This is a genomic window from Streptomyces sp. NPDC088387 (assembly GCF_044753385.1).
GTDB lineage: Bacteria > Actinomycetota > Actinomycetes > Streptomycetales > Streptomycetaceae > Streptomyces.
In genome coordinates this window covers 723953-748521 of sequence record NZ_JBIVNC010000003.1, presented here as the reverse complement: position 1 = coordinate 748521, position 24569 = coordinate 723953, and the positions used below count along the sequence as shown (strand labels likewise).

At 71.8% G+C, this 24569-nt stretch carries 21 protein-coding genes; 9 read left to right on the top strand and 12 right to left on the bottom strand.

Annotated features, from left to right (window positions below; genetic code table 11):
• The first annotated feature begins 724 nt into the window (after positions 1-724).
• Positions 725-1777 carry a tryptophan--tRNA ligase gene (gene trpS, locus ACIQAC_RS11535; RefSeq protein WP_402189253.1) on the top strand — a complete coding sequence of 351 codons (1053 nt, stop codon included), beginning with the start codon at positions 725-727 and terminating at the stop codon, positions 1775-1777.
• Between the two features lie 28 nt (positions 1778-1805).
• Here trpS and proC read toward each other — a convergent pair whose 3' ends face one another.
• From proC to ACIQAC_RS11505, 6 genes are all read right to left on the bottom strand, one after another.
• Positions 1806-2615 (bottom strand): pyrroline-5-carboxylate reductase, encoded by an 810-nt coding sequence (proC, locus tag ACIQAC_RS11530; RefSeq protein ID WP_402189251.1) that lies wholly within the window; start codon positions 2613-2615, stop codon positions 1806-1808.
• 355 nt (positions 2616-2970) lie between these two features.
• The gene (locus ACIQAC_RS11525; protein WP_402189250.1) at positions 2971-3768 is read right to left on the bottom strand and encodes an ABC transporter permease; all 798 of its coding nucleotides are present in this window, start codon (positions 3766-3768) and stop codon (positions 2971-2973) included.
• A complete protein-coding gene (locus ACIQAC_RS11520; protein ID WP_402189248.1) occupies positions 3765-4589 on the bottom strand; it encodes an ABC transporter ATP-binding protein in 825 nt (274 codons plus the stop codon). Before ACIQAC_RS11520 ends, ACIQAC_RS11525 begins: the two co-directional genes overlap by 4 nt.
• A gap of 133 nt (positions 4590-4722) precedes the next feature.
• Entirely contained in the window at positions 4723-5556 is an 834-nt protein-coding gene (locus ACIQAC_RS11515) for a class I SAM-dependent methyltransferase (protein WP_402189246.1), read from the bottom strand.
• 71 nt (positions 5557-5627) lie between these two features.
• Positions 5628-6134, bottom strand: a complete 507-nt coding sequence (locus ACIQAC_RS11510) for an EamA/RhaT family transporter (RefSeq protein WP_402189245.1) — start codon at positions 6132-6134, stop codon at positions 5628-5630.
• A gap of 67 nt (positions 6135-6201) precedes the next feature.
• Positions 6202-6606 carry a peptidase gene (locus ACIQAC_RS11505; RefSeq protein WP_402189243.1) on the bottom strand — a complete coding sequence of 135 codons (405 nt, stop codon included), beginning with the start codon at positions 6604-6606 and terminating at the stop codon, positions 6202-6204.
• Positions 6607-6763: 157 nt separating this feature from the next.
• Between ACIQAC_RS11505 and ACIQAC_RS11500 the strand changes: the two genes are divergently transcribed.
• On the top strand, positions 6764-8959 hold the full coding sequence (locus tag ACIQAC_RS11500; protein ID WP_402189241.1) for a serine/threonine-protein kinase: 2196 nt from the start codon (positions 6764-6766) through the stop codon (positions 8957-8959).
• A 228-nt stretch (positions 8960-9187) separates the two neighbouring features.
• Here ACIQAC_RS11500 and ilvD read toward each other — a convergent pair whose 3' ends face one another.
• The 4 genes from ilvD to ACIQAC_RS11480 all read right to left on the bottom strand — a co-directional run bounded on the left by ilvD (position 9188) and on the right by ACIQAC_RS11480 (position 14063).
• Entirely contained in the window at positions 9188-11041 is a 1854-nt protein-coding gene (ilvD, locus tag ACIQAC_RS11495) for a dihydroxy-acid dehydratase (protein ID WP_402189239.1), read from the bottom strand.
• A gap of 161 nt (positions 11042-11202) precedes the next feature.
• Positions 11203-11853, bottom strand: a complete 651-nt coding sequence (locus ACIQAC_RS11490; RefSeq protein WP_402189238.1) for a TetR family transcriptional regulator — start codon at positions 11851-11853, stop codon at positions 11203-11205.
• A gap of 52 nt (positions 11854-11905) precedes the next feature.
• Positions 11906-12730 (bottom strand): sugar phosphate isomerase/epimerase family protein, encoded by an 825-nt coding sequence (locus tag ACIQAC_RS11485; protein WP_402189236.1) that lies wholly within the window; start codon positions 12728-12730, stop codon positions 11906-11908.
• A 388-nt stretch (positions 12731-13118) separates the two neighbouring features.
• Positions 13119-14063 carry a Ppx/GppA family phosphatase gene (locus ACIQAC_RS11480; protein ID WP_402189234.1) on the bottom strand — a complete coding sequence of 315 codons (945 nt, stop codon included), beginning with the start codon at positions 14061-14063 and terminating at the stop codon, positions 13119-13121.
• An 83-nt stretch (positions 14064-14146) separates the two neighbouring features.
• Between ACIQAC_RS11480 and ACIQAC_RS11475 the strand changes: the two genes are divergently transcribed.
• Complete coding sequence (locus ACIQAC_RS11475; protein WP_402189233.1) at positions 14147-15070, top strand: hypothetical protein; 924 nt, start codon at positions 14147-14149, stop codon at positions 15068-15070.
• A gap of 128 nt (positions 15071-15198) precedes the next feature.
• On the opposite strand, the gene ACIQAC_RS11470 is transcribed toward ACIQAC_RS11475, so the two are convergent.
• Entirely contained in the window at positions 15199-16923 is a 1725-nt protein-coding gene (locus tag ACIQAC_RS11470; protein WP_402189231.1) for a hypothetical protein, read from the bottom strand.
• Positions 16924-17141: 218 nt separating this feature from the next.
• On the opposite strand from ACIQAC_RS11470, the gene radA reads away from it, so the two are divergent.
• Together radA and disA are read left to right on the top strand one after the other, a co-directional pair.
• Positions 17142-18551 (top strand): DNA repair protein RadA, encoded by a 1410-nt coding sequence (gene radA / locus ACIQAC_RS11465; protein ID WP_402189229.1) that lies wholly within the window; start codon positions 17142-17144, stop codon positions 18549-18551.
• Positions 18552-18632: 81 nt separating this feature from the next.
• Positions 18633-19757: a DNA integrity scanning diadenylate cyclase DisA gene (gene disA, locus ACIQAC_RS11460; protein WP_402189228.1), complete on the top strand. Its 1125-nt coding sequence runs from the start codon at positions 18633-18635 to the stop codon at positions 19755-19757.
• A gap of 409 nt (positions 19758-20166) precedes the next feature.
• On the opposite strand, the gene ACIQAC_RS11455 is transcribed toward disA, so the two are convergent.
• Entirely contained in the window at positions 20167-21042 is an 876-nt protein-coding gene (locus ACIQAC_RS11455; protein WP_402189226.1) for a hypothetical protein, read from the bottom strand.
• Between the two features lie 323 nt (positions 21043-21365).
• On the opposite strand from ACIQAC_RS11455, the gene ACIQAC_RS11450 reads away from it, so the two are divergent.
• The 4 genes from ACIQAC_RS11450 (at position 21366) to cseB (ending at position 24558) form a co-directional block, all read left to right on the top strand.
• Positions 21366-22355, top strand: coding sequence for an A/G-specific adenine glycosylase (locus tag ACIQAC_RS11450; protein WP_402189224.1), 990 nt, complete (start codon positions 21366-21368; stop codon positions 22353-22355).
• A gap of 282 nt (positions 22356-22637) precedes the next feature.
• A complete protein-coding gene (locus ACIQAC_RS11445; RefSeq protein ID WP_402189222.1) occupies positions 22638-23177 on the top strand; it encodes a SigE family RNA polymerase sigma factor in 540 nt (179 codons plus the stop codon).
• A complete protein-coding gene (locus tag ACIQAC_RS11440; RefSeq protein ID WP_402189220.1) occupies positions 23165-23821 on the top strand; it encodes a hypothetical protein in 657 nt (218 codons plus the stop codon). The genes ACIQAC_RS11445 and ACIQAC_RS11440 overlap by 13 nt, the downstream gene beginning before the upstream one ends.
• Before the next feature lie 29 nt (positions 23822-23850).
• Positions 23851-24558, top strand: a complete 708-nt coding sequence (gene cseB / locus ACIQAC_RS11435) for a two-component system response regulator CseB (RefSeq protein WP_402189218.1) — start codon at positions 23851-23853, stop codon at positions 24556-24558.
• Positions 24559-24569 lie beyond the last annotated feature (11 nt).

Sequence of the window (24569 nt, the reverse complement as noted above, 5' to 3'; positions counted from 1 at the left end):
CAGAGAGACGGGGTATCAACATATCTGGCGTTGATTTTTGGCACGCTGTTGAGTTCTCAAGGAACGGACGCTTCCTTTGTACTCACCCTCTCGGGTTTTCCTCCGGGCTTCCCTTCGGTCTTGCGTTTCCGACTGTATCAGACCGTTTCTCGATCCGATTTCCTCGGTGCTTTCCAGGTTCTCGCTCTCGCGTTTCCCTTTCCGGCGGTTCCGACTCTACCAGACCCTTTCGGGCCCGATCCCCGGTCGGCGGGGCTTGTCCTCGCAGCCCTGGGGCTGTTCCGACGAGGTGAGACATTAGCGGATTCCCGGCGCCCGAGCTAATCGGGGCCTGCGTCCTTTCGAACGTGGATTCCTCATTTCGCAAATACACATACCAACAACGCGACGGGCAGACGGACAGACAACTGACCGGCTGTTCGCCGAGAGTGGTTGGGACCTGCGGAATGGCTGTCCGGGGACCGACCGGGGTCGGCGCTCACGTCGGACAACTCGGAGAACCCTACGGACCGGCGTGTCCCGTGTCAAACCCAGGGCCTGAGGGGGTTCGGGAGGCGTACTCTCGGCCGTATGACTACGCGTACGTGTACCCAGCTCTGGTGGGCCGCCTGACGGCGGCCGCATCACGTATGCACTCAACGGCCGCCGCATCGGCGGCCGTTCTTGTTTCTCCCTCCGGGGGACCGGCCGACGGGTGCGGTGGTCCTTACCAGGAGGTCGAGAGATGAAGCGGGTCTTCAGCGGGGTCAAGCCGACGGGGCATCTGACGCTGGGGAACTATCTGGGAGCCATGCGGCAGTGGGCCGCGGTGGACCAGCACGCGGCGGACGCGCTGTTCTGTGTGGTGGATCTGCACGCGCTGACCGTGGACCACGATCCGGCGCGGGTGCGCAGACTGAGCCGGCAGGCCGCGACGCTGTTGCTGGCCTCGGGTCTTGATCCGCGGCTGTGCACCGTCTTCGTACAGAGTCATGTGGATGAGCACGCGCGGCTGTCGTATCTGCTGGAGTGCGTGGCCGGCGACGGCGAGATGCGGCGGATGATCCAGTACAAGGAGATGGCCGCGGTGGAGCGGGAGCGGGGCGGGAGTGTGCGGCTGTCGCTGCTGACGTATCCCGTGCTGATGGCGGCGGACATCCTGGCGTACGCGACCGACGAGGTGCCGGTCGGGGACGATCAGACGCAGCATGTGGAGTTGGCGCGGGATCTGGCGGTGCGGTTCAACCAGCGGTACGGACATACGTTCGTGGTGCCGCGCGCGACGCATCCGTCGGTGGCGGCCCGGGTGATGAACCTCCAGGAGCCGGCGTCGAAGATGGGCAAGAGCGACGACACGGGCCCGGGGATCATCTATCTGCTGGACGAGCCGGACGTGGCACGGAAGAAGGTCATGCGGGCGGTGACCGACAGCCGGCGGGACGTCGAGTACGACCCCGAGGGCCGGCCGGGGGTCGCGAATCTGCTGGAGATCCTCGCGGCCTGTACGGGTGGGAACCCGAAGGACCTGAGCGGTGTATATGAGTCGTACGGCTCGTTGAAGAAGGACACCGCGGAGGCGGTCGTCGAGGTGCTGCGGCCCGTACAGGAGAGGCACAAGGAGTTGTGCGCGGATCCTGCGTATGTGGAGGGGGTGCTGCGGGATGGTGCGGAGCGGGCTCGGGCCATGGCGCGGCCGACCGTCGATACCGCCTATCGGGCGATCGGGCTGTTGCCGCCCGCGTCGGAGACATCGAGGGCGTCGGGGGCGTCGGGTGAAGTTGTGAGCGCCGCGGGGTAGGTGCGGGGGCGGCGGTCCGGCCGACGGGTCAGCCGTTGCCGGAGGCCAGCTCGCGGCTGCGGTCGCGGGCTGCTTCCAGGGCAGCGATGAGGGCTGCGCGGACGCCGTGGTTCTCGAGTTCGCGGATGGCGTTGATGGTGGTGCCGGCGGGCGAGGTGACGTTCTCGCGGAGCTTGACGGGGTGTTCGCCGCTGTCGCGGAGCATGGTGGCGGCGCCGATCGCGGACTGGACGATGAGGTCGTGGGCCTTGTCGCGGGGCAGGCCCAGCAGGATGCCGGCGTCGGTCATCGCTTCGACCAGGTAGAAGAAGTACGCCGGGCCGGAGCCGGAGAGGGCCGTGCAGGCGTCCTGCTGGGACTCGGGGACGCGCAGGGTCTTGCCGACGGCGCCGAAGATCTCCTCGGCGTGGGCGAGGTGTTCGGCGGTGGCGTGGCTGCCGGCGGAGATGACGGACATGGCCTCGTCGACGAGGGCGGGGGTGTTCGTCATGACACGGACGACGGGGGTGCCGGTGGCGAGGCGCTCCTCGAAGAAGGAGGTGGGGATACCGGCGGCGCCGCTGATGACCAGGCGGTCGGTCGGGATGTGCGGGGCGAGTTCGTCGAGGAGGGTGCCCATGTCCTGCGGCTTGACCGTGAGGATCAGGATGTCGGCGGTCTTGGCGGCCTCGGGGTTGGTGACCGGGGTGACGCCGTGCCGGGTGCGGAGTTCCTCGGCGCGCTCGGGGCGGCGGGTGGTGACGAGGAGGTCGGCGGGGGTCCAGCCTGCGCGGATCATGCCGCTGAGGAGGGCCTCGCCGATCTTGCCTGTGCCCAGGACTGCGACTTTGTGAGTCATGGTGCGGGTGCCCTCCGGGGGTGCGTCGTCCTGAAAGCATCCTCGCACCCGGCGCCGGCGGACGGCCCACGTGTCCGATGGGCGAAACGTCGGCCGGGGCGCGGGTGGGGGGCGTTGCGCAGCCCGGCGCCGACGGATCCGCCTCCGGCGGGGGCGTTGCGCAGCCCGGCGCGACGGGGTGCCGCCGCGCCCACCCGTGCCGCCCCAGGCGGCACGCATGCCCGCGGCTACGCGGGCTTTCAGGGGCGCGGGGAACTGCGCGACCAGCCCCCACCGGGCCCGCGGCCGACCGACGACCTTTCAGGGGCGCGGGGAACTGCGCGACAAACCCCCACCGGCCCGCACCCGGCGATGGTCACGCCGTGCGGCGGCGGAGGGTCGCTGCGCCCAGGCAGAGAACGAGGAGGGCGCAGCCCGCGACGATCAGGGCGTCCCGGACGAAGTCGGTCGTCATGTCGGTGTGCCTGAGCACTTCGTTCATGCCGTCGACGGCATAGGACATCGGAAGGACGTCGGAGATCGCTTCGAGGGCGGGATGCATCTGGTCCCGCGGAGTGAAGAGCCCGCACAGGAGGAGCTGAGGAAAGATCACTGCCGGCATGAACTGGACCGCCTGGAATTCCGAGGCCGCGAAGGCCGAGACGAAGAGACCGAGGGCCGTGCCGAGAAGCGCGTCGAGCAGGGCCACCAGAAGCAGCAGCCAGGGCGAGCCGGTGACGTCCAGATCAAGAACCCACAGGGCGAGCCCGGTGGCGAGGGCCGACTGGACGATCGCGAGGGCGCCGAAGGCGAGGGCGTAGCCCGCAATGACGTCGCCCTTGCCGAGGGGCATGGCGAGGAGCCGTTCGAGGGTGCCGGAGGTGCGTTCGCGCAGGGTGGCGATGGAGGTGACCAGGAACATCGTGATCAGCGGGAAGATCCCGAGGAGGGACGCGCCGATGCTGTCGAAGGTGCGGTCGTTGGCGTCGAAGACATAGCGCAGCAGGAAGAGCATCACGCACGGGATCAGGATCAGCAGCGCGATGGTGCGGGGGTCGTGGCCGAGCTGGCGCAGTACGCGGGCGGCGGTGGCGAGGGTGCGGGAGGCGCTGAGGACGCCGGCGGGCGCGGCCGGGGCCGTGGGTGCCGACGGCGTGGTGCTGAGGGTGCTCATCGGGTGCTCTCCTTCGTGCGGCCTGCCGCGACGGCCTGGTCCACCAGGTGCAGGAAGGCTTCTTCGACGGTGCCGGTGCCGGTGCGGGTGCGCAGGGCGGCGGGGGTGTCGTCGGCGAGGATCTCGCCCTCGCGCATCAGGAGGAGGCGGTGGCAGCGCTCGGCCTCGTCCATGACGTGGGAGGAGATGAGGAGGGTGGCGCCGCGGTCGGCGGCGATAGCGTGGAAGAGGTTCCACAGGTCGCGGCGGAGGACGGGGTCGAGGCCGACGGTGGGTTCGTCGAGTACGAGGAGTTCGGGGGTGCCGAGCAGGGCGACGGCGAGGGAGACGCGGCTGCGCTGGCCGCCGGAGAGGTTGCCGGCGAGGGCGTGCGCGTGGCTGGTGAGGTCGACGTCACCGATGGCCCGGGTGACGTTGGCGCGGCGGTGGTCGGCGGCGGCGCGGCCGGGGTCGAGGATCGCGGCGAAGTACTCGAGGTTCTGCCGGACGGTGAGGTCGTCGTAGACGGACGGGGCCTGGGTGACGTAGCCGATGCGGCTGCGCAGGGTGGCGTGGCCGGCGGGGCGGCCGAGGACGTCCAGGGTGCCGGTGACCTTGGCCTGGGTGCCGACGATCGAGCGCATCAGGGTCGACTTGCCGCAGCCGGAGGGGCCGAGGAGGCCGGTGATCTGGCCGCGGGGGACGGTGAAGTCGAGACTGCGCAGGACGGTGCGGGGGCCGCGTACGACGGTGAGGTTGTGGGCCTGTACGGCGGGGGTGGTTGAGGGGTCGGCCGGGGTGTGGCCGGGTGAGCCGGGTGGCTCGGGCAAGTAATTCATCATGTGATGAATAATGCTCGCGGGGTTGAGGCGCCGTCAAGTGGGGCGGCGGATCGTGGGCGCGTCGGGGCATGCCTGGGGGCGGGTCCGGAGTGGTTCCGGCCCGCTGCGAGGGGTTCTTCGGGTGTGGTGCGGGTCAGGGCTTCCTGGCGAGGAGGAGGTCCACGTCGTAGGTCTCCTCGATCACCTCGTCCGGGAAGTGGCGCAGGAGGTGGGCTCGTTCCTGGGCGAGGAAGGTGGTGCGGTGGTCCTCGTCGGCCACCAGGAAGATCGAGTGGCTGGCGAGGTTGGCCAGGTGGGTGTCCAGGGGGACCTGGCGGCTCCAGCGGACGCGGCGGACGGTGAAGTCGAGGCCGGAGGGGGCGCTGGTGGCGCTTTCGGTGATGCGGCGCATCTCGGTGGCGAGGTCGCGGGCGAAGTGGCGGCGGATGCGGTCGGACTGCTCGGCGATCCAGGGGACGTCGAGGGCGTCCCGGTTCCACCACAGGGCGAGCGCGCCGCCGGGGCGCAGTACGCGCCGGGCTTCGGGGAGGGAGCGGGCCGGGTCGGTCCAGTGCCAGGCCTGGGCGTAGGTGACGAGGTCGACGGAGGCGTCGGTCAGCGGAAGGTGGTCGCCGTCGCCGCGGACGAGGAGGACGTCCGGGAGGGTGCGCCGGAACTGGGCGGCCATGCCGTCGCCGGGTTCCACGGCGATGATCTCGGCGCCGCGCTGCCGCAGCAGGGCGGTCGCGATGCCGGTGCCGGCTCCCACGTCCGCGACGAGCGCGCCGGCGAGGGGGCGGCCGGAGAGTTCCTCGATCGCGTCGAAGAGGGCGGGCGGATAGGAGGGGCGGTTGGCGGCGTACTGGGCGGCGGCGGAGTTGAAGGACCGCGCCCTGACCTGCGCCTGTTCCTGCTCACGCGCTTGCGCCTGGGCCTGTTCCTGTTCCTGTTCCTGGGCGGTGCGGGACGCCGGGGAGGGTGTCGTCATACGGCCATGGTGGCGGGGCCGGGTGAGGACTGTGCGTGCTTTTGGTGAGAGCCCGTGGCGGCGCCCGGCCACTACTGGCGGCGGCGCTTCTTACTGGGGCTGCCGGTGCGGCGGCTCGCGCGCTTCTCGTGGCGGCGCCTGGACTCCTCGTACTCCGCGCGGTGGAGTTTCTCGCCCGGGGCCTCGACGAGGGAGCGGAAGAAGTAGGCGAGGAGGGAGCCGACGAAACCGATGGCCAGCAGGCCGCGCAGGGAGGACTGGCGCTCCGGGTCGGGGCGCTTGCCGAAGCTGTCCCAGGTGTGCCGGAAGGCGAGTGCGCTGCACACGGCGAACATCACCACGACCAGGACGGTGACGAAGCCGCCCGACTCGGCGAGCTGGATGCCCTCGTAGGCGAAGCGCAGGACCAGACAGGCGGCGACGGCCAGGGCGAGGGAGCCGACGGCGGCGCCGACCCGGCGCAGGGCGTAGCCGTTGGTGTGGTCGACCCAGGTCGTGCCGAAGAAACGGATCGGCTCGGGCTGGGGGCCCGTGGGGGTCGTCGGCTGGTCCGGGGTGCCGTTCTGGTTCTGGCTCACCCGACGATTATCACCGCCGGCCGGCGTCTGCTCCCCACCCCTCACGGGCACCCGTGCCGGGCACGGGTCAGGAGCAGCGCGGGGCGACGTAGCCGTCGCTGCCGGTCCTGACGTAGGCGTCGGAGACGTACTGCTCGTTGGCGATGCAGTCCCAGATGTTCGAGGTGCCGTAGGGGCCGCTGACGCTGGTGCCGGGGCGCTGGCAGAAGATCGGCACGGTGGCGCCCTCGGGCAGGACGCGGACGATGCCGTAGCCGGTGCCCGGTCCGCGGCGGACGTTGAGGCGCACGCCCGGGGCGACCGGGTAGGCGCGGGTCCGCACGGCCGCCGTCGTCTCGATCTCCGCGACGAGCTCCTCGGCCGCGATGTCCTCGGCCAGTTCCTCCACCGCGCTCTCCTCGGCCGGAAGCGCGCTGGGCACCACGGCGGTCGCCTCGCCGGTGCCCTGTATCCCGATGTCCTCCGTGGCCATGTCGGCCTCCCCCCGTTTGGATCCCTGTTCGGGTACTTGTGAACGGTTCACGCCAAAATCATGCGGCGCACCGAGGCTAGCAAGCCCCGGATGTTTCGCACGAAGCATCGACTAGGCTCAGCGCGTCGTGCGTGCGGCCAGCATCCGGGGGTGAGCGATGCCGCCATGGCGCAGCACCGGTGCGGACGCGGAAGCGGAATCTCCGCAGTACGCCGGTCAGTATCTGCTGGAGTCCGAGTTGGGCTCCGGAGGCATGGGTGTCGTACATCTGGCGCGGTCGGCCTCGGGGTTGAGGCTCGCCGTGAAGGTCGTACACGAGGACTTCGCCCAGGACCCGGAGTTCCGGGGGCGGTTCCGGCAGGAGGTCGGGGCCGCGCGGAAGGTCAGCGGTGCCTTCACCGCGCCCGTCGTCGACGCCGATCCGGAGGCTGAACGGCCCTGGATGGCCACGCTGTTCATCCCCGGTCCGACTCTCGCCGAGTATGTGAAGCGGAATGGCGCGTTGCCCTCCGCGCGGCTGCGGCAGCTGATGGCGGGGCTGGCCGAGGCGCTGCGGGACATCCACCGCGCCGGTGTGGTCCACCGGGATCTCAAACCCAGCAACGTGCTGCTCGCCGATGATGGCCCGAAAGTCATCGACTTCGGCATTTCCCGGCCCTCCGACAGTGAACTGCGCACCGAGACCGGCAAGTTGATCGGTACGCCGCCGTTCATGGCTCCGGAGCAGTTCCGCAGGCCGCGGGATGTCGGGCCGGCGGCGGATGTGTTCGCGCTGGGGTCGGTCATCGTGCACGCGGCGACCGGAAGCGGGCCGTTCGATTCGGACAGCCCGTATCTGGTCGCGTATCAAGTCGTCCATGAAGAGCCGGACTTGACAGGTGTCCCGGCAGATCTGGAGTCGCTCGTCGCGCGCTGCCTGGCCAAGGATCCGGCGGCCCGGCCCACACCGGACGAGCTGATGACGGAACTCCGGTCGGTGTCTGCGTCGTACGACACGCAGGCGTTCATCCCCGAACAGCGGGCGGCCGAACCGGTGTTGGGGACGCCGGGAGCGGCCAACGGCAGCGGCGCCCGTGCCTCCGAGGCGCCGACGCACCACCGGGACCGGGTGCGGATTCGGGTTCCCGGGGACGTACGGCGAAGACGGCGGCGGTGGTGGACGGTGGCCGGTGCCGGGGTGGCCGTACTCGCGCTCGCGGCGGGGGCGTTGGCCGTGGCGGGCGGTGAGTTCCCGGGGGGCGGGCCGGCTCGGGCGTCGGCCGGGCAGGGGAAGGCCGAGCGGTTCCGGGCGTGGGACGTCGATCTGGGTGCGCCGGGGGCCGAGGTGAGCGGGATGCCGCGGTGCGTGTATGCGCCCGCGGCTCTTTACTGCACCCGGCCGGGGCTGCTGGCGGCGGCAGTCGATCCGGTCGACGGCAAGGTGAGGTGGGCGCGCGCGGATGCCGCGGGCTCGACCGGGTCCGACGGCGGGGGGATCGCCGAACCGCCGGTGCTGTCGGGCGGGTTGGTGCATGTCGTCGCCGAGGGCGGGGGGCGGCTGGACGCGCTCGACCCCACCACCGGCAGAACCCGCTGGAGCCAGGACCTGACCGGCTACGGCCGGCGGATCGCGCACGTCGGCGGGGTGGTCCTGCTGACGGCCGACGACTCGACGGTCACCGCGCTGGACGCGGCCACGGGCGAGCGGAAGTGGCGGCACGCGGTGGCGGGGCTCACCCAGCCGGTGTTCCAGTCGTACGGGGGCGGGGTCGCCTACGTCGTCGGCACCGACGGCAGTGACGGGACGCGGGTCACCGCGGTGGACGCGGAAACGGGGGCCGTGCGGTGGGAGCGGCGGCTTTCCGGGGCGCTCGGGCTGGTGGGGGCGCGGGACGACGGTGTGCTGTGGTTCACCTCGACGACGGCGGCGTACGCGGACACGGATGCGGTGGTGCGGTACGACGTCGAGGAGCGTCGTCAGCGGCGGATCGACGTGCGGTATCCCGTGGCCGGGGCGCAGGGGGTGGTGGACGGGGACACCGTGTATCTGATGGGGGTCGACGGGGCGTTGGTCGCCGTCGACACGGGTACGTCATCCGCGGAGCGGTGGCGGCTGGAGACGTCGGTGAGTTTTCCGTCCGCGCCGGTGGCGGTGGGGGGACGGCTGTATTTCAGTGCCGGGGACGGGCGATTGGTGGCCGTGGACACGGTGAAGGGTGCGTTGCTGGGGCAGACGGGGGCTCGGCCCGGGGCCGCGCGGGAGTCCGTGGTGTCGGGGTTGGCGGTGCCGGTGGTCGGCGACGGCGAGATCTTCGCCGCGGCCCCGGACGGAACGCTGTTCGGGGTGGACGGGGGTGCCGCGGGCAACTGGTGAGGATGCGGCACCCGGCGTCGGGGCGCGGGTCGGGAGACGTTGCGCAACCCGGCGCGACGGGGGTGCCGCCGCGCCCACCCTCCCCCACTCTCGGCGTCGCGCGAGCGGGGGGACCCCCATCACCCCAGGCGACACGCATGCCCGCGGCTACGCCGGTCGCTTGTGGCTTTCAGGGGCGCGGGGAACTGCGCGAACGGCCACGACGGACCCGCACCCGAGCAGCGACGCTCAGCCCAGCTTGCTGACATCCCGCACAGCGCCGCGATCCGCACTCGTGGCCATCGCCGCATACGCCCGCAACGCCGCCGACACCTTCCGCTCCCGGTTCCGGGGCGCGTACACCCCACCCAGCTCCCCCTCACGACGAGCCAGCTCCGCATCGTCGACAAGCAGCTCGATCGACCGGTTCGGAATGTCGATCCGGATACGGTCGCCGTCCTCGACGAGCGCGATCGTGCCGCCGGACGCCGCCTCGGGCGACGCATGCCCGATGGACAGCCCCGACGTACCCCCGGAGAACCGCCCGTCGGTGACCAGCGCACACACCTTGCCCAGCCCCCGGCCCTTCAGATACGAGGTCGGGTAGAGCATCTCCTGCATACCGGGCCCGCCCTTGGGACCCTCGTAGCGGATGACGACGACATCGCCCTCGGTGATCTGTTTGGTGAGGATCTTCTCGACGGCCTCCTCCTGCGACTCGCAGACGACCGCGGGACCCTCGAAGGTCCAGATCGACGCGTCGACGCCGGCCGTCTTGACGACACAGCCGTCGACGGCGAGGTTGCCGCGGAGCACGGTGAGCCCGCCGTCCTTGGAGTACGCGTGCTCGGCGGAGCGGATGCAGCCGCCCTCGGCGTCCTCGTCGAGGGCCTCCCAGCGCTCGGACTGCGAGAAGGCCTCGGCGGAACGCCGGCAGCCGGGCGCCGCGTGCCACAGCTCGATCGCCTCGGGGGAGGGCGAGCCGGCCCGCACGTCCCAGGTCTTCAGCCAGTCGGCGAGCGAGGGGCTGTGCACCGAGTGCACGTCCTCGTTGAGCAGCCCCGCGCGGTGCAGTTCGCCGAGCAGCGCCGGAATGCCGCCCGCGCGGTGCACGTCCTCCATGTAGTACGTACGGTCCTTGGCGATGTTCGGCGCGACCTTCGCCAGGCACGGCACCCGCCGGGAGACGGCGTCGATCTGCTCCAGGCCGAACGGCACCTCGGCCTCCTGGGCGGCGGCCAGCAGATGCAGGATCGTGTTGGTGGAGCCGCCCATGGCGATGTCCAGGGCCATGGCGTTCTCGAAGGCGGCGAACGTGGCGATGCCGCGCGGCAGGACCGTCTCGTCGTCCTGCTCGTAGTAGCGCCGGGTCAGGTCCATGACCGTGTACGCGGCGTCGACGTAGAGCTGCTTGCGGGCGGTGTGGGTGGCGAGGACCGAGCCGTTGCCGGGGAGGGAGAGGCCGATGGCCTCGGTCAGGCAGTTCATCGAGTTGGCGGTGAACATGCCGGAACACGAGCCGCAGGTCGGACAGGCGTTCTCCTCGATACGGAGGATGTCCTCGTCCGAGATCTTCTCGTTCACGGCCTCGGACATCGCGTCGACCAGGTCGAGCGTGCGGACCGTGCCGTCGACCAGCGTGGCGCGGCCGGACTCCATGGGGCCGCCGGAGACGAACACGGTCGGGATGTTGAGCCGCAGCGCGGCGTTCAGCATGCCCGGGGTGATCTTGTCGCAGTTGGAGATGCAGACCAGGGCGTCGGCGCAGTGCGCCTCGACCATGTACTCCACGCTGTCCGCGATCAGGTCGCGCGAGGGCAGGCTGTACAGCATGCCGCCGTGGCCCATCGCGATGCCGTCGTCCACGGCGATGGTGTTGAACTCGCGCGGGATGCCTCCGGCCGCGACGATCGCCTCGCTGACGATCCGGCCGACCGGCGCCAGGTGCGTGTGGCCCGGCACGAACTCGGTGAAGCTGTTGGCGACCGCGATGACGGGCTTCCGGCCGATGTCCGCACCGGGTACACCGGAGGCGCGCATAAGGGCGCGTGCGCCCGCCATGTTGCGGCCGTGGGTGACTGTGCGGGACCTCAGCTCGGGCATCGTCGCTCGCTCCTTCGGAGAGTTCCGGCCGTGCGGGACGGACGGACTTCTGACTCCTGTGTTTTCTGACCTCTACGAGCGTACGCCCGTGCTCCAAGGGATGGACATGGTGTCCGGAATGCGGGACATGTATCTCAGAGCGGGTGGCCGTCGGCCCGGGCTCAGCGGCCGGTCAGATGTCCCTGTACGACCGGTGCCACGCGCGCGATGATCTGCTCGGCGTCCGCCGAGGCCAGCGGCTCCAGCTTGATCACGTACCGGAGGATGGCCGTACCCACCAGCTGTGCCGCCGCCAGCTCGGCCCGCAGCTCCGCGTCCGGCAGCTCCAGCTCGTCCGAGATCCGGCTCAGCAGCTGGGCCACGACGAGGCGGCGCAGGACGGTGGCGGCGGTCTCGTTGTTCATGGCGGAGCGGACCACCGCCAGCAGCGGCGTCCGCGTGGCCGGGTTCTCCCAGACGCCGAAGAAGAAGCGGGTCAGGCGTTGGCCGACGCCGTCGACCGGGCCGTCGGCGATGGCCTCGGACGCGCCCAGCGCGGGGGCAGCGGCGGCAGCGACGGCGGCCTCGAAGACCTGCTCCTTGGTGCCGAAGTAGTGGTGGACCAGCGCCGAGTCGACGCCGGCCGCCTTCGCGATGCCGCGTACGGACGTCTTCTCGTAGCCGCGCTCGGCGAACTCCTCGCGGGCCGACTCCAGGATCCGGTCGCGGGCGGCGGGCCCGTCGGCGCTCTCCGAACGGGAGGGCCGGCCGCGGCGCCGGGGGGTGGCGGCGGGCTCGGGCCGCGGGGTGGGCTGGGGCTGGGTCCTGCTCATCGTCCGGCCACCTTCACCGTCGTACGCGACACGGACATGGACATCCTCGCCGTCATGCGCGCCGCACCCGCACCGAGGAGGCCAGGTGGAGGCGGGTGAAGGCCAGGGCCTCCGCCAGGTCGGCCTCGCGCTCGGCGCCGGACATGGCCCGGCGGGTGTTGACCTCGATCACGACATGGCCGTCGAAGCCGGTCAGGGCGAGGCGTTCGAGCAGTTCGGCGCAGGGCTGGGTGCCGCGTCCCGGGACCAGGTGCTCGTCCTTGGCCGAGCCCCTGCCGTCGGCGAGGTGGAGATGGCCGAGGCGGTCGCCCATCCGGTCGACCATGTCGAGGGCGTCGCTGCGGGCCGTCGCCGTGTGGCTGAGGTCGAGGGTGTAGTGCCGGTAGTCGTCCTTGGTGACGTCCCACTCGGGGGCGTAGGCGAGCATCTCGCGGTCGCGGTAGCGCCACGGGTACATGTTCTCCACGGCGAATCGCACATCCGTCTCGTCCGCCATCCGCCAGATTCCGGTGACGAAGTCCCGCGCGTACTGCCGCTGCCAGCGGAACGGCGGATGGACGACGACCGTCGACGCGCCGAGCTTCTCCGCCGCCGCCTGCGCGCGCTGGAGCTTGGTCCAGGGGTCGGTGGACCAGACCCGCTGGGTGATGAGGAGACAGGGCGCGTGTACGGCGAGGATCGGGACGCGGTGGTAGTCGCTGAGCCTGCGCAGGGCCTCGATGTCCTGGCTGACCGGGTCGTTCCAGACCATGACCTCGACGCCGTCGTAGCCCAGACGTGCGGCGATCTCGAAGGCCGTCGCCGTCGACTCCGGATACACGGAGGCCGTCGACAGCGCGACCTTCGCATCCGGGATGCGTACAACGGGGTTGACCACGAAGCACAGAGTACGTGGATCCGGGAGACGGCCCGGCACCACCAACCCCCGACCAACCCGATCCAGCCGCACACGCCGGTGGGCCAACCTGCCAACAGACACGAGCGCCAACGCCCAGAAGCACAAGAAACTGCGCGAACACCCCCCACGGACCTCTTCAGGGGCGCGGGGAACTGCGCGAACACCCCCCACGGACCCGCACCCGAACAACGACCCTTCCAGGGGCGCGAGGAACTGCGCGAACACCTCCCACCGGCCCGCACCCGCACAACCACCTCTTCAGGGGCGCGGGGAACTGCGCGAAACCCCCCACCGGCCCGCAGCCGCACAACCACCGGGCCAGCGGCTCGGGGACCCGCGAAACCGCCAACAGCCGGCGCGCAACCGCTCAGTGCGTGTCCATCGCCGTCCCCATATGGTCCAGCCTGCGCAGGATGATCCCCTCCCTGAGGGCCCAGGGACAGACCTCGACCCTCTCCACCCCAAACAGATCCATCGCACCCTCGGCGACCAGCGCACCAGCGAGAAGCTGCCCTGCCCGGCCCTCGGAGACACCGGGAAGTTCGGCGCGCTCGGCGGCGGTCATGCCCGCGAGCCGCGGGACCCAGGCCTCCAGGGACTCGCGCTTGAGGTCACGCTGGACGTACACGCCCTCGGCGCTGCGGGCGGCGCCGCCGATCCGGGCGAGCTGCCGGAACGTCTTGGACGTGGCGACGACGTGGTCCGGGGCGCCGAAGCGGGTGAACTCGCCCACCGTACGGGCGATCTGGGCCCGCACATGGCGGCGCAGGGACCTTATCGAGGCCGGGTCGGGCGGGTCACCGGGAAGCCAGCCGGCGGTGAGGCGCCCGGCGCCGAGCGGGAGCGAGACGGCCGTGTCGGGTTCCTCGTCGATGCCGTAGGCGATCTCCAGGGAGCCGCCGCCGATGTCGAGGACCAGCAGTTTGCCGGCCGACCAGCCGAACCAGCGGCGGACCGCGAGGAAGGTCAGCCGGGCCTCCTCCTCGCCGGTGAGGACCCGGAGCTCGACGCCGGTCTCCTCGCGCACGCGCGCGAGCACGTCGTCGGCGTTCGTCGCCTCACGCACCGCGGAGGTCGCGAACGGCAGGATCTCCTCCACGCCCTTGTCCTCGGCGGCCTGAAGAGCGTCATGGACGACGTTGACCAGCCTGTCGACGCCGTCGGGGCCGATGGAGCCGTCCCCTTCGAGCAGTTCGGCGAGGCGCAGATCCGCCTTGTGCGAGTGCGCCGGCAGCGGACGCCCGCCCGGGTGCGCATCCACCACCAGCAGATGCACCGTATTGCTTCCCACGTCGAGGACACCGAGTCTCATATACGGAACGCTACTGCCAGCCGCGCCGGGCACTGCCCCCGAGGCGGTGCCGAGGACGGCCCACGGCGACTTACCCTGGACCCGTGCCAAAGACGAACAAGGCGAAGAACGGCAAGACCGACAAGGTCGGCAAGAAGGACAAGTTGGCCAAGGGTTCTTCGCCTGCGAAGGTGTCGAAGAAGGCGGTCCTGGAGGCCCGGCGGCGGATTCCGGCCGGGGACGAGAAGGGCCTCGACTTCGCACGCGCGTGGGTGGAGTTCCCGGATCCGGCGGACGACGAGCAGGTCTTCCGGTGCGATCTCACCTGGCTGACCTCCCGCTGGAGCTGCGTCTTCGGAAGCGGCTGCCAGGGCATCCAGGCGGGCCGCGCGGACGACGGCTGCTGCACGCTGGGCGCGCACTTCTCCGACGAGGACGACGAGAAGCGGGTCGCGGGCCATGTGGCCCGGCTCACGCCGGACATCTGGCAGCACCACGACGAGGGCGTGCGGGAGGGCTGGATCTCGGAGGACGAGGACGGCGACCGGCAGACCCGCCCGTTCCAGGGCTCGTGCATCTTCCAGAACCGGCCCGGGTTCGCCGGGGGCGCGGGCTGCTCGCTGCACATCCTGGCGCTGAAGGAGGGCCGCGAGCCGCTGGAGACCAAGCCGGACGTGTGCTGGCAGCTGCCGGTCCGCCGGACCTTCGACTGGATCGAACGGCCCGACGACACTCGCGTGCTCCAGGTCTCGATCGGTGAGTACGACCGGCGGGGCTGGGGTCCCGGTGGCCACGACCTGCACTGGTGGTGCACGTCGGCGACGTCGGCGCACGGCGCGGGCGACCCGGTGTACGTCTCCTACCGCCCGGAACTGACCGAGCTGATGGGCAAGGCGGGCTACGACCGTCTGGTCGATCTCTGCGAGGAGCGCCTGGCGTCCCAGCTGCCCCTGCTGGCCCCGCACCCGGCGGACCCGGTGAAGCCAGTGGAGTCGGAGTCGGCGGACCCGGTGAAGTCGGGGGACTGACCGGCACAAGTCGGGGACCGGGGGCGTTCGGGCTCCCCGGGCCCCGGGCCGTTCGGCTACCCCTGAGGACCCCCGGACCCCCCGGACCCCCGGACCCCCCGGACCCCCCGGACCCCCGGACCCCCGGACTACGACGTCGACGGGCTCGGGTCTCCGCCGTTGTCCGGCGGAGGCGTCGAGCCGTCCGGGTCCGGTGGCGAGGAGCCGCTGGGCGTGGGCTCCGGATCGGGAGACGACGACGGCGGGCTGCTCGGCTCCCCGGTCGGCGAAGGCGTCGTCGGCGTCGGCTCGGGGTGGGTGGGCTCCCAGCCGGGCGGCGGCTGGGTGCCCGGACGGGTCGGCCTGGGATCGGGCCCGCCGGGGTCGGACGGCGTGGGCGCGGTGCCGTAGCCCTCGATGGAGACGACGGCACCGGCGGGTGCGACCGCCACCCGCGCGCTCCAGTACCCGGCCGGCTCGCGCAGGTGGTCGACGTACACCTTGACGGTGAACGACTCGCCGGGCCGGAGCGTTCCCGAGGAGCGGCTGAGGTAGAGCCAGGACGCCCCGGTGGACAGGGACCAGTTCACGGGGGCCGTACCGGTCGCGGTCAGGGTGACGAGGGTGGTGTCGCCGCTGTTGTCCGCGGTCACCTGGAGCTGTGCGGCGCCCTTGCGGCCGGCGCCCGCGACGCTGATCACCTCGACGGAGACGTCGGGCCGGTTGCCGGGTCCGAAGGCGCCGGGCCGGGTGTCGGCGTTGCCCGCGTTCTGGTAGCCGCCGCCCGCGTCGCCGTCAAGCGCGCCGGGACCGTCCTCCCGCGTGGCGGTCGCGCCGGGCCCGCCCTCGCCGTCCGCGATCGCGGGGGCGCCGCGATAGGCCGACCAGAGGGCGATCACCGGTGCGGCGACGACGGTGGCGACGACTGTCGTGGTGACGGCACGCGCGCGTAGGCGGTCCCTTCGCGCCGCGCGGTCCTTCGGGTCCATGGGGAAGCCACGCCGGTCGAAGCGCGGCACGTCGGCACCCCGCGCGCGTGGGTGGTGGGCCAGCGCCATGTGCAGGGCGGGTCGGGGGGCTTCCAGGACGGGCAGTTCGGCGGGGGTGACGGTGGCGCCGGGCCAGCGGCCGGGCACCGCGCGCTCGGCGGTACGGCGGCAGCGCGGGCAGTCGTCGACGTGGCGCACGAGTTCGCGGCGCAGGGCCGTGCTGAGCACCAGCTGGTTGTCGCCGGTGAGCCGGGCCACGCCGGGACAGCCGCCGGTCTCGACGACGGCGAGCACCGCGCGGGTGCGCTCCACCTCGCAGGCCGCAGCGGCCAGCAGATCACGGGTGGCGGCGAGGTCGGTGCCGAGCACGGCGGCGACCTCGTGGGCGGCGAGGTGGTGGCGGACGGCGAGTTCGAGCGCCTCGCGCTGCTCCGGGGTGGTGCCGGCCGCCTCCGGCCAGGCGAGCAGGGCGAGTTCACGGCGCCGCTGCTCCTGGACGTCCTCGGCGACGGGCGGTTCGGCCGCGCGGGCGCCTGTGTGCCGGCCCGCCGCGTGGGTGGCCTGACGTTTCTGCTTGGCCTCGGCCAGCTTGCGCAGACAGGTCCAGCGGGCCAGCGCGTACAGCCAGGCGCGGCGGTCCCCGGCGGCCTCCGGGGCGCGCGCGCCCCGGCGTTCGGCCACGGCGAGTGCGTCGCCGAGTGCGGCGGTCGCGGAGTCGTGGTCGCAGAGCACGGACAGGCAGTAGGTGAACAGGCCGTCCAGGAAGGGCTCGTAGCGAGCGGGCGGGCGCTGCGCCAGCGTGCGCGACGCAGCGCGGTCGCGAGCCTCCCGGCGCGCCCGGTGCGCGCCGGTGGTGCGGGTCGAGGTCGTCGAGCTGCTGGTCATCACTCGTGGACCGTAGGGGGCTCTCGACCGCCCCTTCCTCCACCTTGAGCACATTTAATCCGTACGGGTGAAACGATCCCTCAATCGGGGACAGGAACGATTCATTCCGTGGCCGGTTCTCGATTCCGTGGCCGGTTAGAGCCGTCCGGCGAGGGCGCGCGCAAGCGCTCTCCGGGCCGTGTCCGGGCACTGTCCGACCCAGCGGTTACGGTTCACGCATGGCTGCCCGTACGAAGACCGCGAAGGACCGGCCGTCCTACCGCTGCACCGAGTGCGGCTGGCAGACGGCCAAGTGGCTCGGCCGCTGCCCCGAATGCCAGGCATGGGGGACGGTCGAGGAGTACGGCGCGCCCGCGGTCCGTACGACGACACCGGGCCGCGTCACCACCTCCGCCGTGCCGATCGGCCAGGTGGACGGCCGTCAGGCCACCGCCCGTTCCACCGGTGTGCCCGAGCTGGACCGTGTGCTGGGCGGTGGTCTTGTGCCCGGCGCGGTGGTGCTGGTCGCGGGCGAACCCGGCGTCGGCAAGTCGACGCTCCTGCTGGACGTGGCGGCCAAGTCGGCGAGCGACGAGCACCGCACGCTCTACGTCACGGGTGAGGAGTCCGCGAGCCAGGTCCGGCTGCGCGCCGACCGCATCAAGGCCATCGACGACCACCTGTATCTCGCCGCCGAGACCGATCTGGCCGCCGTCCTCGGCCACTTGGACGCGGTGAAGCCGTCGCTGCTCGTCCTGGACTCCGTCCAGACCGTGGCGTCCCCGGAGATCGACGGCGCGCCCGGCGGTATGGCGCAGGTGCGCGAGGTGGCCGGCGCCCTGATCCGCGCCTCCAAGGAGCGCGGCATGTCGACGCTCCTTGTGGGCCATGTCACCAAGGACGGCGCCATCGCGGGCCCGCGCCTGCTGGAGCACCTGGTCGACGTGGTGCTCAGCTTCGAGGGCGACCGGCACGCGCGCCTGCGGCTCGTACGAGGAGTCAAGAACCGCTACGGCACCACGGACGAGGTCGGCTGCTTCGAGCTGCACGACGAGGGCATCACGGGCCTCACCGACCCCAGCGGGCTGTTCCTGACCCGCCGCGCGGAGCCGGTGCCGGGCACCTGTCTGACCGTCACCCTGGAGGGCCGCCGCCCGCTGGTCGCCGAAGTGCAGGCGCTCACCGTGGATTCACAGATCCCGTCCCCGCGCCGCACCACGTCGGGCCTGGAGACGTCCCGGGTCTCGATGATGCTGGCGGTCCTGGAGCAGCGGGGCCGGATCAGCGCGTTGGGCAAAAGGGACATCTACTCCGCGACGGTCGGCGGCGTGAAGCTCACGGAGCCGGCCGCGGACCTCGCCGTGGCCCTCGCGCTGGCGAGCGCGGCCAGCGACACTCCGCTGCCGAAGAACCTTGTCGCGATCGGCGAAGTGGGCCTCGCGGGCGAGGTCAGACGGGTCACGGGCGTTCAGCGCAGACTCTCCGAGGCACACCGTCTGGGCTTCACGCACGCGCTCGTACCGGGTGATCCGGGGAAGATCCCGGCCGGTATGAAGGTCCAGGAAGTCGCGGACATAGGGGACGCCCTGAGGGTGCTGCCGCGCTCGCGTCGCCGAGAGGCCCCCCGGGACGACGAGGACCGCCGGTAGACTTTGCCCTGGTCTCGCCCGTGCGTACGAACAGAGTGCGCGATACGGGAGCGTTCCAGAACCTGCGACCGGAGGAGTGCAGTGGCAGCCAACGACCGGGCAGCAGCTCCCGGAAAGTCCGGTGGGAGTGCCGGTGCCGATGGCCTGATGCGCGCCTCCCTGAGCGCCGTGGCTCCTGGTACGGCGCTCCGTGACGGCCTGGAGCGGGTGCTCCGGGGCAACACCGGCGGCCTCATCGTGCTCGGGTCCGACAAGACCGTCGAGTCGATGTGCACGGGCGGATTCGTGCTGGACGTGGAGTTCACAGCGACGCGGCTGCGTGAGCTGTGCAAGCTCGACGGCGGCATCGTCCTCTCCTCCGACCTGTCGAAGATCCTGCGCGCGGGCGTCCAGCTCCTGCCGGACCCGGCGATCCCCACGGAGGAGACGGGCACCCGGCACCGCACGGCCGACCGGGTCTCCAAGCAGGTCGGCTTCCCGGTGGTCTCCGTCTCCCAGTCCATGCGCCTCATCGCGCTCTACGTCGACGGCCAGCGCCGCGTCCTGGAGGACTCGGCGGCGATCCTCTCCCGCGCCAACCAGGCACTCGCGACCCTGGAGCGCTACAAACTCCGTCTCGACGAGGTCGCGGGCACGCTCTCCGCGCTGGAGATCGAGGACCTGGTGACGGTCCGGGACGTCTCCGCCGTGGCCCAGCGCCTGGAGATGGTCCGCCGCATCGCCACCGAAATCGCCGAGTACGTGGTCGAACTGGGCACGGACGGGCGCCTGCTGGCCCTCCAGCTGGACGAGCTGATCGCCGGCGTCGAGCCCGAGCGCGAGCTGGTCGTGCGGGACTACGTCCCCGAGCCCACCGCGAAGCGCTCCCGCACGGTCGACGAGGCCCTCGCCGAGCTGGACGCCCTCACCCACGCCGAGCTGCTCGAACTGCCCACCGTGGCCCGCGCCCTGGGCTACACCGGCGCGCCGGAGACCCTCGACTCGGCGGTCTCCCCCCGGGGCTTCCGCCTCCTCGCCAAGGTCCCGCGCCTCCCCGGCGCCATCATCGACCGCCTGGTCGAACACTTCGGCGGCCTCCAGAAGCTGCTCGCCGCCAGCGTGGACGACCTCCAGACGGTCGACGGAGTCGGCGAGGCCCGAGCCCGAAGCGTCCGAGAGGGCCTCTCCCGCCTAGCAGAATCCTCAATCCTGGAACGCTACGTCTAACCCCCACCAGGCCCACGGCCAAGCCCACCACAGCACCCAGCCCGCGCTCGGACCGCGCACCCCACCCACGCACCCCGCGCTCGGGCCGCGCGCACCCCACCCACTCACGCAGCCCGCGGGCATGCGTGCGCCCCACCCACTCACACAGCCCGCAGGCACGCGCGCGCCCCACCCACCCACTCACGTAGCCCGCGCGCACGCGCGCCCCACCCCACCCACTCACACAGCCCGCGGGCATGCGTGCCGCCTGGGGCGGCACGGGTGGGCGCGGGCGGCACCCGCAAACGCCGGGCTGCGCAACGCCCTCACAGTGCAACGCGGGGCCCAGCAGAACGGACGTCCAGCGCGACACCCCCCACAGCGCGACGCCGGACCCCGCACATCCGCGCCCGGCAAGAGCCAGGGGCCGTCAGTCCGCCTTGAGTACAAACGACGTCTGCGCCTTCGCAAACCCCGCCGCCCGAGCCTCCAACAAATACGTCCCGGCCCCGGCCCGCCCACCCACAGGCGTCCCACACGCGGCAGCGCTCCGCCGCCGATCCCACTCCACCGTGTAAGTGATGCTGCTGTCGGCCGGCACCCGGTAGAGCCGGCTCCCCGCCCCGGAGGGACAGTCGGCCGAGGACCAGAACTCCTCGTCCTCCCCGGCCTGCGTCACACTCAACACCGCGCTCTTGGGCCCGAGATCAACCTTGCAGTCACCGGCGGACGTGTTCCGCGCGACCAACTGGAACGCGGGCGTCTGATCCGGCGAGTAGTCATTACGCACACTGCGCAGAGTCAACGTCACAGCCCCGGCGGTGCAGTTGGGCAACGAGGACCCCGCAGGCAAGGCGTCCCCCGTAGAGACACCCCCACCCGAGCCACCACCCGACCCGGCCCCGGCCGACCCGGCGGACGACCCGGCCGAACCCGCCGATCCCGATCCCCCGGCCCCCGCGGACCCGCCGGACCCCTCGTCCCCGGACCCGCCCCCGGCACCGCCGGACGCCCCGTCACCGGTCCCGCCGCCCGAACCGCCGCCGGTCTCCTCGTCCCCCGACTCGTCGCGTCCGCCCGGCGCCTGACTGATCGCGGGTCCGGATCCGGACGGTCCCGGGGTGATGGAGGGCGCGGGATTCTTGCCGTTGCTGCCGTCGGCACCGTTCTTCCCGCCACCACCGCCCGAGGTCACGATCCAGGTGACCAGCAGTGCCAGCACGGCGACCACGGACACGATGACGACCCTCCGTCGCCAGTAGATGGAGGAGGGAAGCGGCCCGACCGGATTGCGCAGAGATCCCACGGCGCAAACTGTACGAGAGATCCGCGCCGTCACCGGCCCCACCCGCCGCCCGGAGCCGCAACTTTTGCGGATCATCATCCCGGCTCCGTCGACACCCGGCCGAAATCCCCACAATGAGCCACACCTCGATCACCACACGTGATCGAACGCCCGCCACGCCCCACCTGCGCCCCCCGTCAATCCCCCACACGCGCAAGACAGTTGACCCGGCGTCACCAAGCCCTGAACAAGCCCTGAAACACACCCCGGTCGTCAGCGCCGTAGTCCTCACGAGTGGCGCTTCGCCCGACTCGTGGGCCCGGCATGGCAGGATCGGAACCGTCATGACTGCGCCCACGAAGCTCCCGCACAGCACCCTCGCCGACGCGGCCTCCGACGCCGCCCCGCGCGACGGCGCCCAGCACCACGGCTCCCTCCCGGCCCAGGACCGCTCCGCCCGGGGAGGTGACCTGCACTCCCCCGTCATCGACTGGTTCGACGACCACGCGCGCGACCTGCCCTGGCGGCGCCCGGAGGCCGGACCGTGGGGGGTGATGGTCAGCGAGTTCATGCTCCAGCAGACGCCGGTGAGCCGGGTCCTTCCGGTCTACGAGCAGTGGGTGGCGCGCTGGCCGCGCCCCGCGGACCTCGCCGCGGAGTCCCCCGGTGAGGCCGTGCGCGCGTGGGGCCGGCTCGGCTACCCGCGCCGCGCGCTGCGGCTGCACGGGGCGGCCGTTGCCATAACGGAGCGGCACGGCGGGGACGTACCGACGGAACACGGTCAGCTGCTCGCGCTGCCCGGCATCGGCGAGTACACGGCCGCGGCCGTGGCGTCCTTCGCGTACGGGCAGCGGCACGCGGTGCTCGACACCAACGTCCGCCGGGTCTTCGCACGCGCGGTGGGCGGTGTGCAGTACCCGCCGAACGCGACGACCGCCGCCGAGCGCAAGCTGGCCCGCGCGCTGCTGCCGGACGACGAGCGCACCGCCGCGCGGTGGGCCGCCGCCTCCATGGAGCTGGGCGCGCTGGTGTGCTCGGCGAAGAACGAGGAGTGCCACCGCTGCCCGATCGCCGCGCAGTGCGCGTGGCGGCTCGCGGGCAAGCCGGCCCACAGCGGTCCGCCGCGGCGCGGACAGACGTACGCCGGGACCGACCGGCAGGTCCGCGGCAAGCTGCTCGCGGTGTTGCGCGAGTCGCACGGGCCGGTGCCGCAGACAGTCCTCGACCGGGTGTGGCACGAGCCGGTGCAGCGCGCGCGTGCCCTGGACGGACTGGTGTCGGACGGTCTGGTCGAGCCGTTGCAGGGCGGTCTGTACCGGCTGCCGGTCGGCTGACCCTCCCCCTTCCGTAACGGTCGGCACCCCCGTCCCGGCCGCCCGAAACGGCAATTCACCCCATAACCACCCCTGCCGACCTGGCGTTTTACCCCTTTCATCCCTTCGTTACACAACCGACGGACAGCCGATTGCTGTCCGAATGCTGTCTCGCACAGCCCCGTGACAACGCCTCCGTAACTTTCTTGCCATGCCCGGCGGTACAGGGCGACTACGGATCACAGGCAGTGGGAGGCCGGCCGACAGGCAGGCCGGTGTACGGGGACCGGAAGGCGGTTGATCATGGCGCAGGGCGAGGTGCTCGAATTCGAGGAGTACGTCCGCACCCGGCAGGACGCGTTGCTGCGCAGCGCGCGCCGGCTGGTCCCGGACCCCGTCGACGCCCAGGACCTGCTCCAGACGGCACTGGCGAGGACGTACGGCCGCTGGGACGGCATAGCCGACAAGCGGCTCGCGGACGCGTATCTGCGCCGGGTCATGATCAACACGCGGACCGAGTGGTGGCGGGCCCGCAAGCTGGAGGAAGTGCCGACCGAGCAGCTCCCCGACGCGTGTGTGGACGACTCCACCGAGCAGCACGCCGACCGTGCGCTCCTGATGGACGTCATGCGGGTGCTCGCCCCCAAGCAGCGCAGCGTGGTCGTGCTGCGACACTGGGAGCAGATGTCCACGGAGGAGACGGCCGCCGCCCTCGGTATGTCGGCCGGTACGGTCAAGAGCACGCTGCACCGGGCGCTCGCGCGGCTCCGTGAGGAGCTGGAGGCGCGCGACCTGGACGCACGCGCGCTGGAGCGTGAGGAGCGGGAGCGGTGCGCGGCCTGACCGGCGCGGGGCACACTCGGGCCCTGAACAGTTTCCGGGCGGCGACGACGGCGACGGCCGTGCTCGCCGCCCTCGCCCTGCTGCTCGCGGGCTGCGGCACCGGTGGCACGGGCGCCCGCGACGAGGGCCCGGCCCACGCCGACGCGGTGGCGGGCGCCACACCCGGTCCGAAGGCACGTGCCTCGGCGACCCCGAGCCCGGTGGACGCCGTCCGGCTGGTGAAGGCCGACCCGCGGGTCTCGACGGCCGTCAAGCGTGGCCTCCAGCCGTGCGTCGCGGACGAGTACCCGGTGGACGTCTCCTACGGCGACCTGACCGGCGGCCCCGCCGACGATGTGGTGGTCAACGTACTGACCTGCGGAGACGCCGTGGGCATAGGCGCGTATGTGTACCGCGAGGAGGCCGGGAAGTACGAGAACGTGTTCCGCACCGAGGAACCGCCCGTCTACGCGGAGATAGACCGCGGCGACCTGGTCGTCACCAAGCAGGTCTACGAGCGCGGCGACCCGGTCTCGAACCCCTCCGGCGAGAACGTGATCACATACCGCTGGACCGCCGGCAGATTCGACGAGAAGTACCGCACGCACAACGACTACGGCAACACCACCGGGGACCAGCCCAGCGCGGCCCCCGAGGTCAACTGACGTACCCGCAAGAGGACTGAGAGCACCGGATGGCTGAACAGACCCACGTCCTGTTCGTGGAGGACGACGACGTCATCCGCGAGGCCACCCAGCTCGCCCTGGAGCGGGACGGTTTCGCGGTCACCGCGATGCCGGACGGACTGTCCGGCCTGGAGGCGTTCCGCGCCGACCGCCCGGACATCGCGCTGCTCGACGTGATGGTGCCGGGTCTTGACGGGGTCAGCCTGTGCCGCCGTATCCGGGACGAGTCGACGGTCCCGGTGATCATGCTGTCCGCGCGTGCCGACTCCATCGACGTGGTGCTGGGTCTGGAGGCGGGCGCGGACGACTACGTCACCAAGCCCTTCGACGGGGCCGTCCTGGTCGCCCGGATCCGGGCCGTGCTGCGCCGCTTCGGCCACGCGGGCGGCGCCGCGGGCCAGGGAGACGAGTCCCCGTCCGCCGGTACCGGCGGTGTGCTGACCTTCGGTGATCTGGAGATCGACACCGTGGGTATGGAGGTGCGCCGCGCGGGCGAGCCGGTCGCGCTGACGCCCACGGAGATGCGGCTGCTGCTGGAGTTCTCCTCGGCCCCCGGCACCGTGCTGTCCCGGGACAAGCTGCTGGAGCGGGTGTGGGACTACGGCTGGGGCGGTGACACCCGCGTCGTCGACGTCCATGTGCAGCGGCTGCGTACGAAGATCGGGCAGGACCGCATCGAGACGGTCCGCGGCTTCGGCTACAAGCTGAAGGCCTAGGCGGGGGCGGG

Bases quoted from the DNA above. Each gene is read 5' to 3' on its own strand.
- trpS (WP_402189253.1), top strand. From the start codon at position 725: ATGAAGCGGGTCTTCAGCGGGGTCAAGCCGACGGGGCATCTGACGCTG.
- proC (WP_402189251.1), bottom strand. From the start codon at position 2,615: ATGACTCACAAAGTCGCAGTCCTGGGCACAGGCAAGATCGGCGAGGCC.
- ACIQAC_RS11525 (WP_402189250.1), bottom strand. From the start codon at position 3,768: ATGAGCACCCTCAGCACCACGCCGTCGGCACCCACGGCCCCGGCCGCG.
- ACIQAC_RS11520 (WP_402189248.1), bottom strand. From the start codon at position 4,589: ATGATGAATTACTTGCCCGAGCCACCCGGCTCACCCGGCCACACCCCG.
- ACIQAC_RS11515 (WP_402189246.1), bottom strand. From the start codon at position 5,556: ATGACGACACCCTCCCCGGCGTCCCGCACCGCCCAGGAACAGGAACAG.
- ACIQAC_RS11505 (WP_402189243.1), bottom strand. From the start codon at position 6,606: ATGGCCACGGAGGACATCGGGATACAGGGCACCGGCGAGGCGACCGCC.
- ACIQAC_RS11500 (WP_402189241.1), top strand. From the start codon at position 6,764: ATGCCGCCATGGCGCAGCACCGGTGCGGACGCGGAAGCGGAATCTCCG.
- ilvD (WP_402189239.1), bottom strand. From the start codon at position 11,041: ATGCCCGAGCTGAGGTCCCGCACAGTCACCCACGGCCGCAACATGGCG.
- ACIQAC_RS11490 (WP_402189238.1), bottom strand. From the start codon at position 11,853: ATGAGCAGGACCCAGCCCCAGCCCACCCCGCGGCCCGAGCCCGCCGCC.
- ACIQAC_RS11480 (WP_402189234.1), bottom strand. From the start codon at position 14,063: ATGAGACTCGGTGTCCTCGACGTGGGAAGCAATACGGTGCATCTGCTG.
- ACIQAC_RS11470 (WP_402189231.1), bottom strand. From the start codon at position 16,923: ATGACCAGCAGCTCGACGACCTCGACCCGCACCACCGGCGCGCACCGG.
- radA (WP_402189229.1), top strand. From the start codon at position 17,142: ATGGCTGCCCGTACGAAGACCGCGAAGGACCGGCCGTCCTACCGCTGC.
- ACIQAC_RS11450 (WP_402189224.1), top strand. From the start codon at position 21,366: ATGACTGCGCCCACGAAGCTCCCGCACAGCACCCTCGCCGACGCGGCC.
- ACIQAC_RS11445 (WP_402189222.1), top strand. From the start codon at position 22,638: ATGGCGCAGGGCGAGGTGCTCGAATTCGAGGAGTACGTCCGCACCCGG.
- cseB (WP_402189218.1), top strand. From the start codon at position 23,851: ATGGCTGAACAGACCCACGTCCTGTTCGTGGAGGACGACGACGTCATC.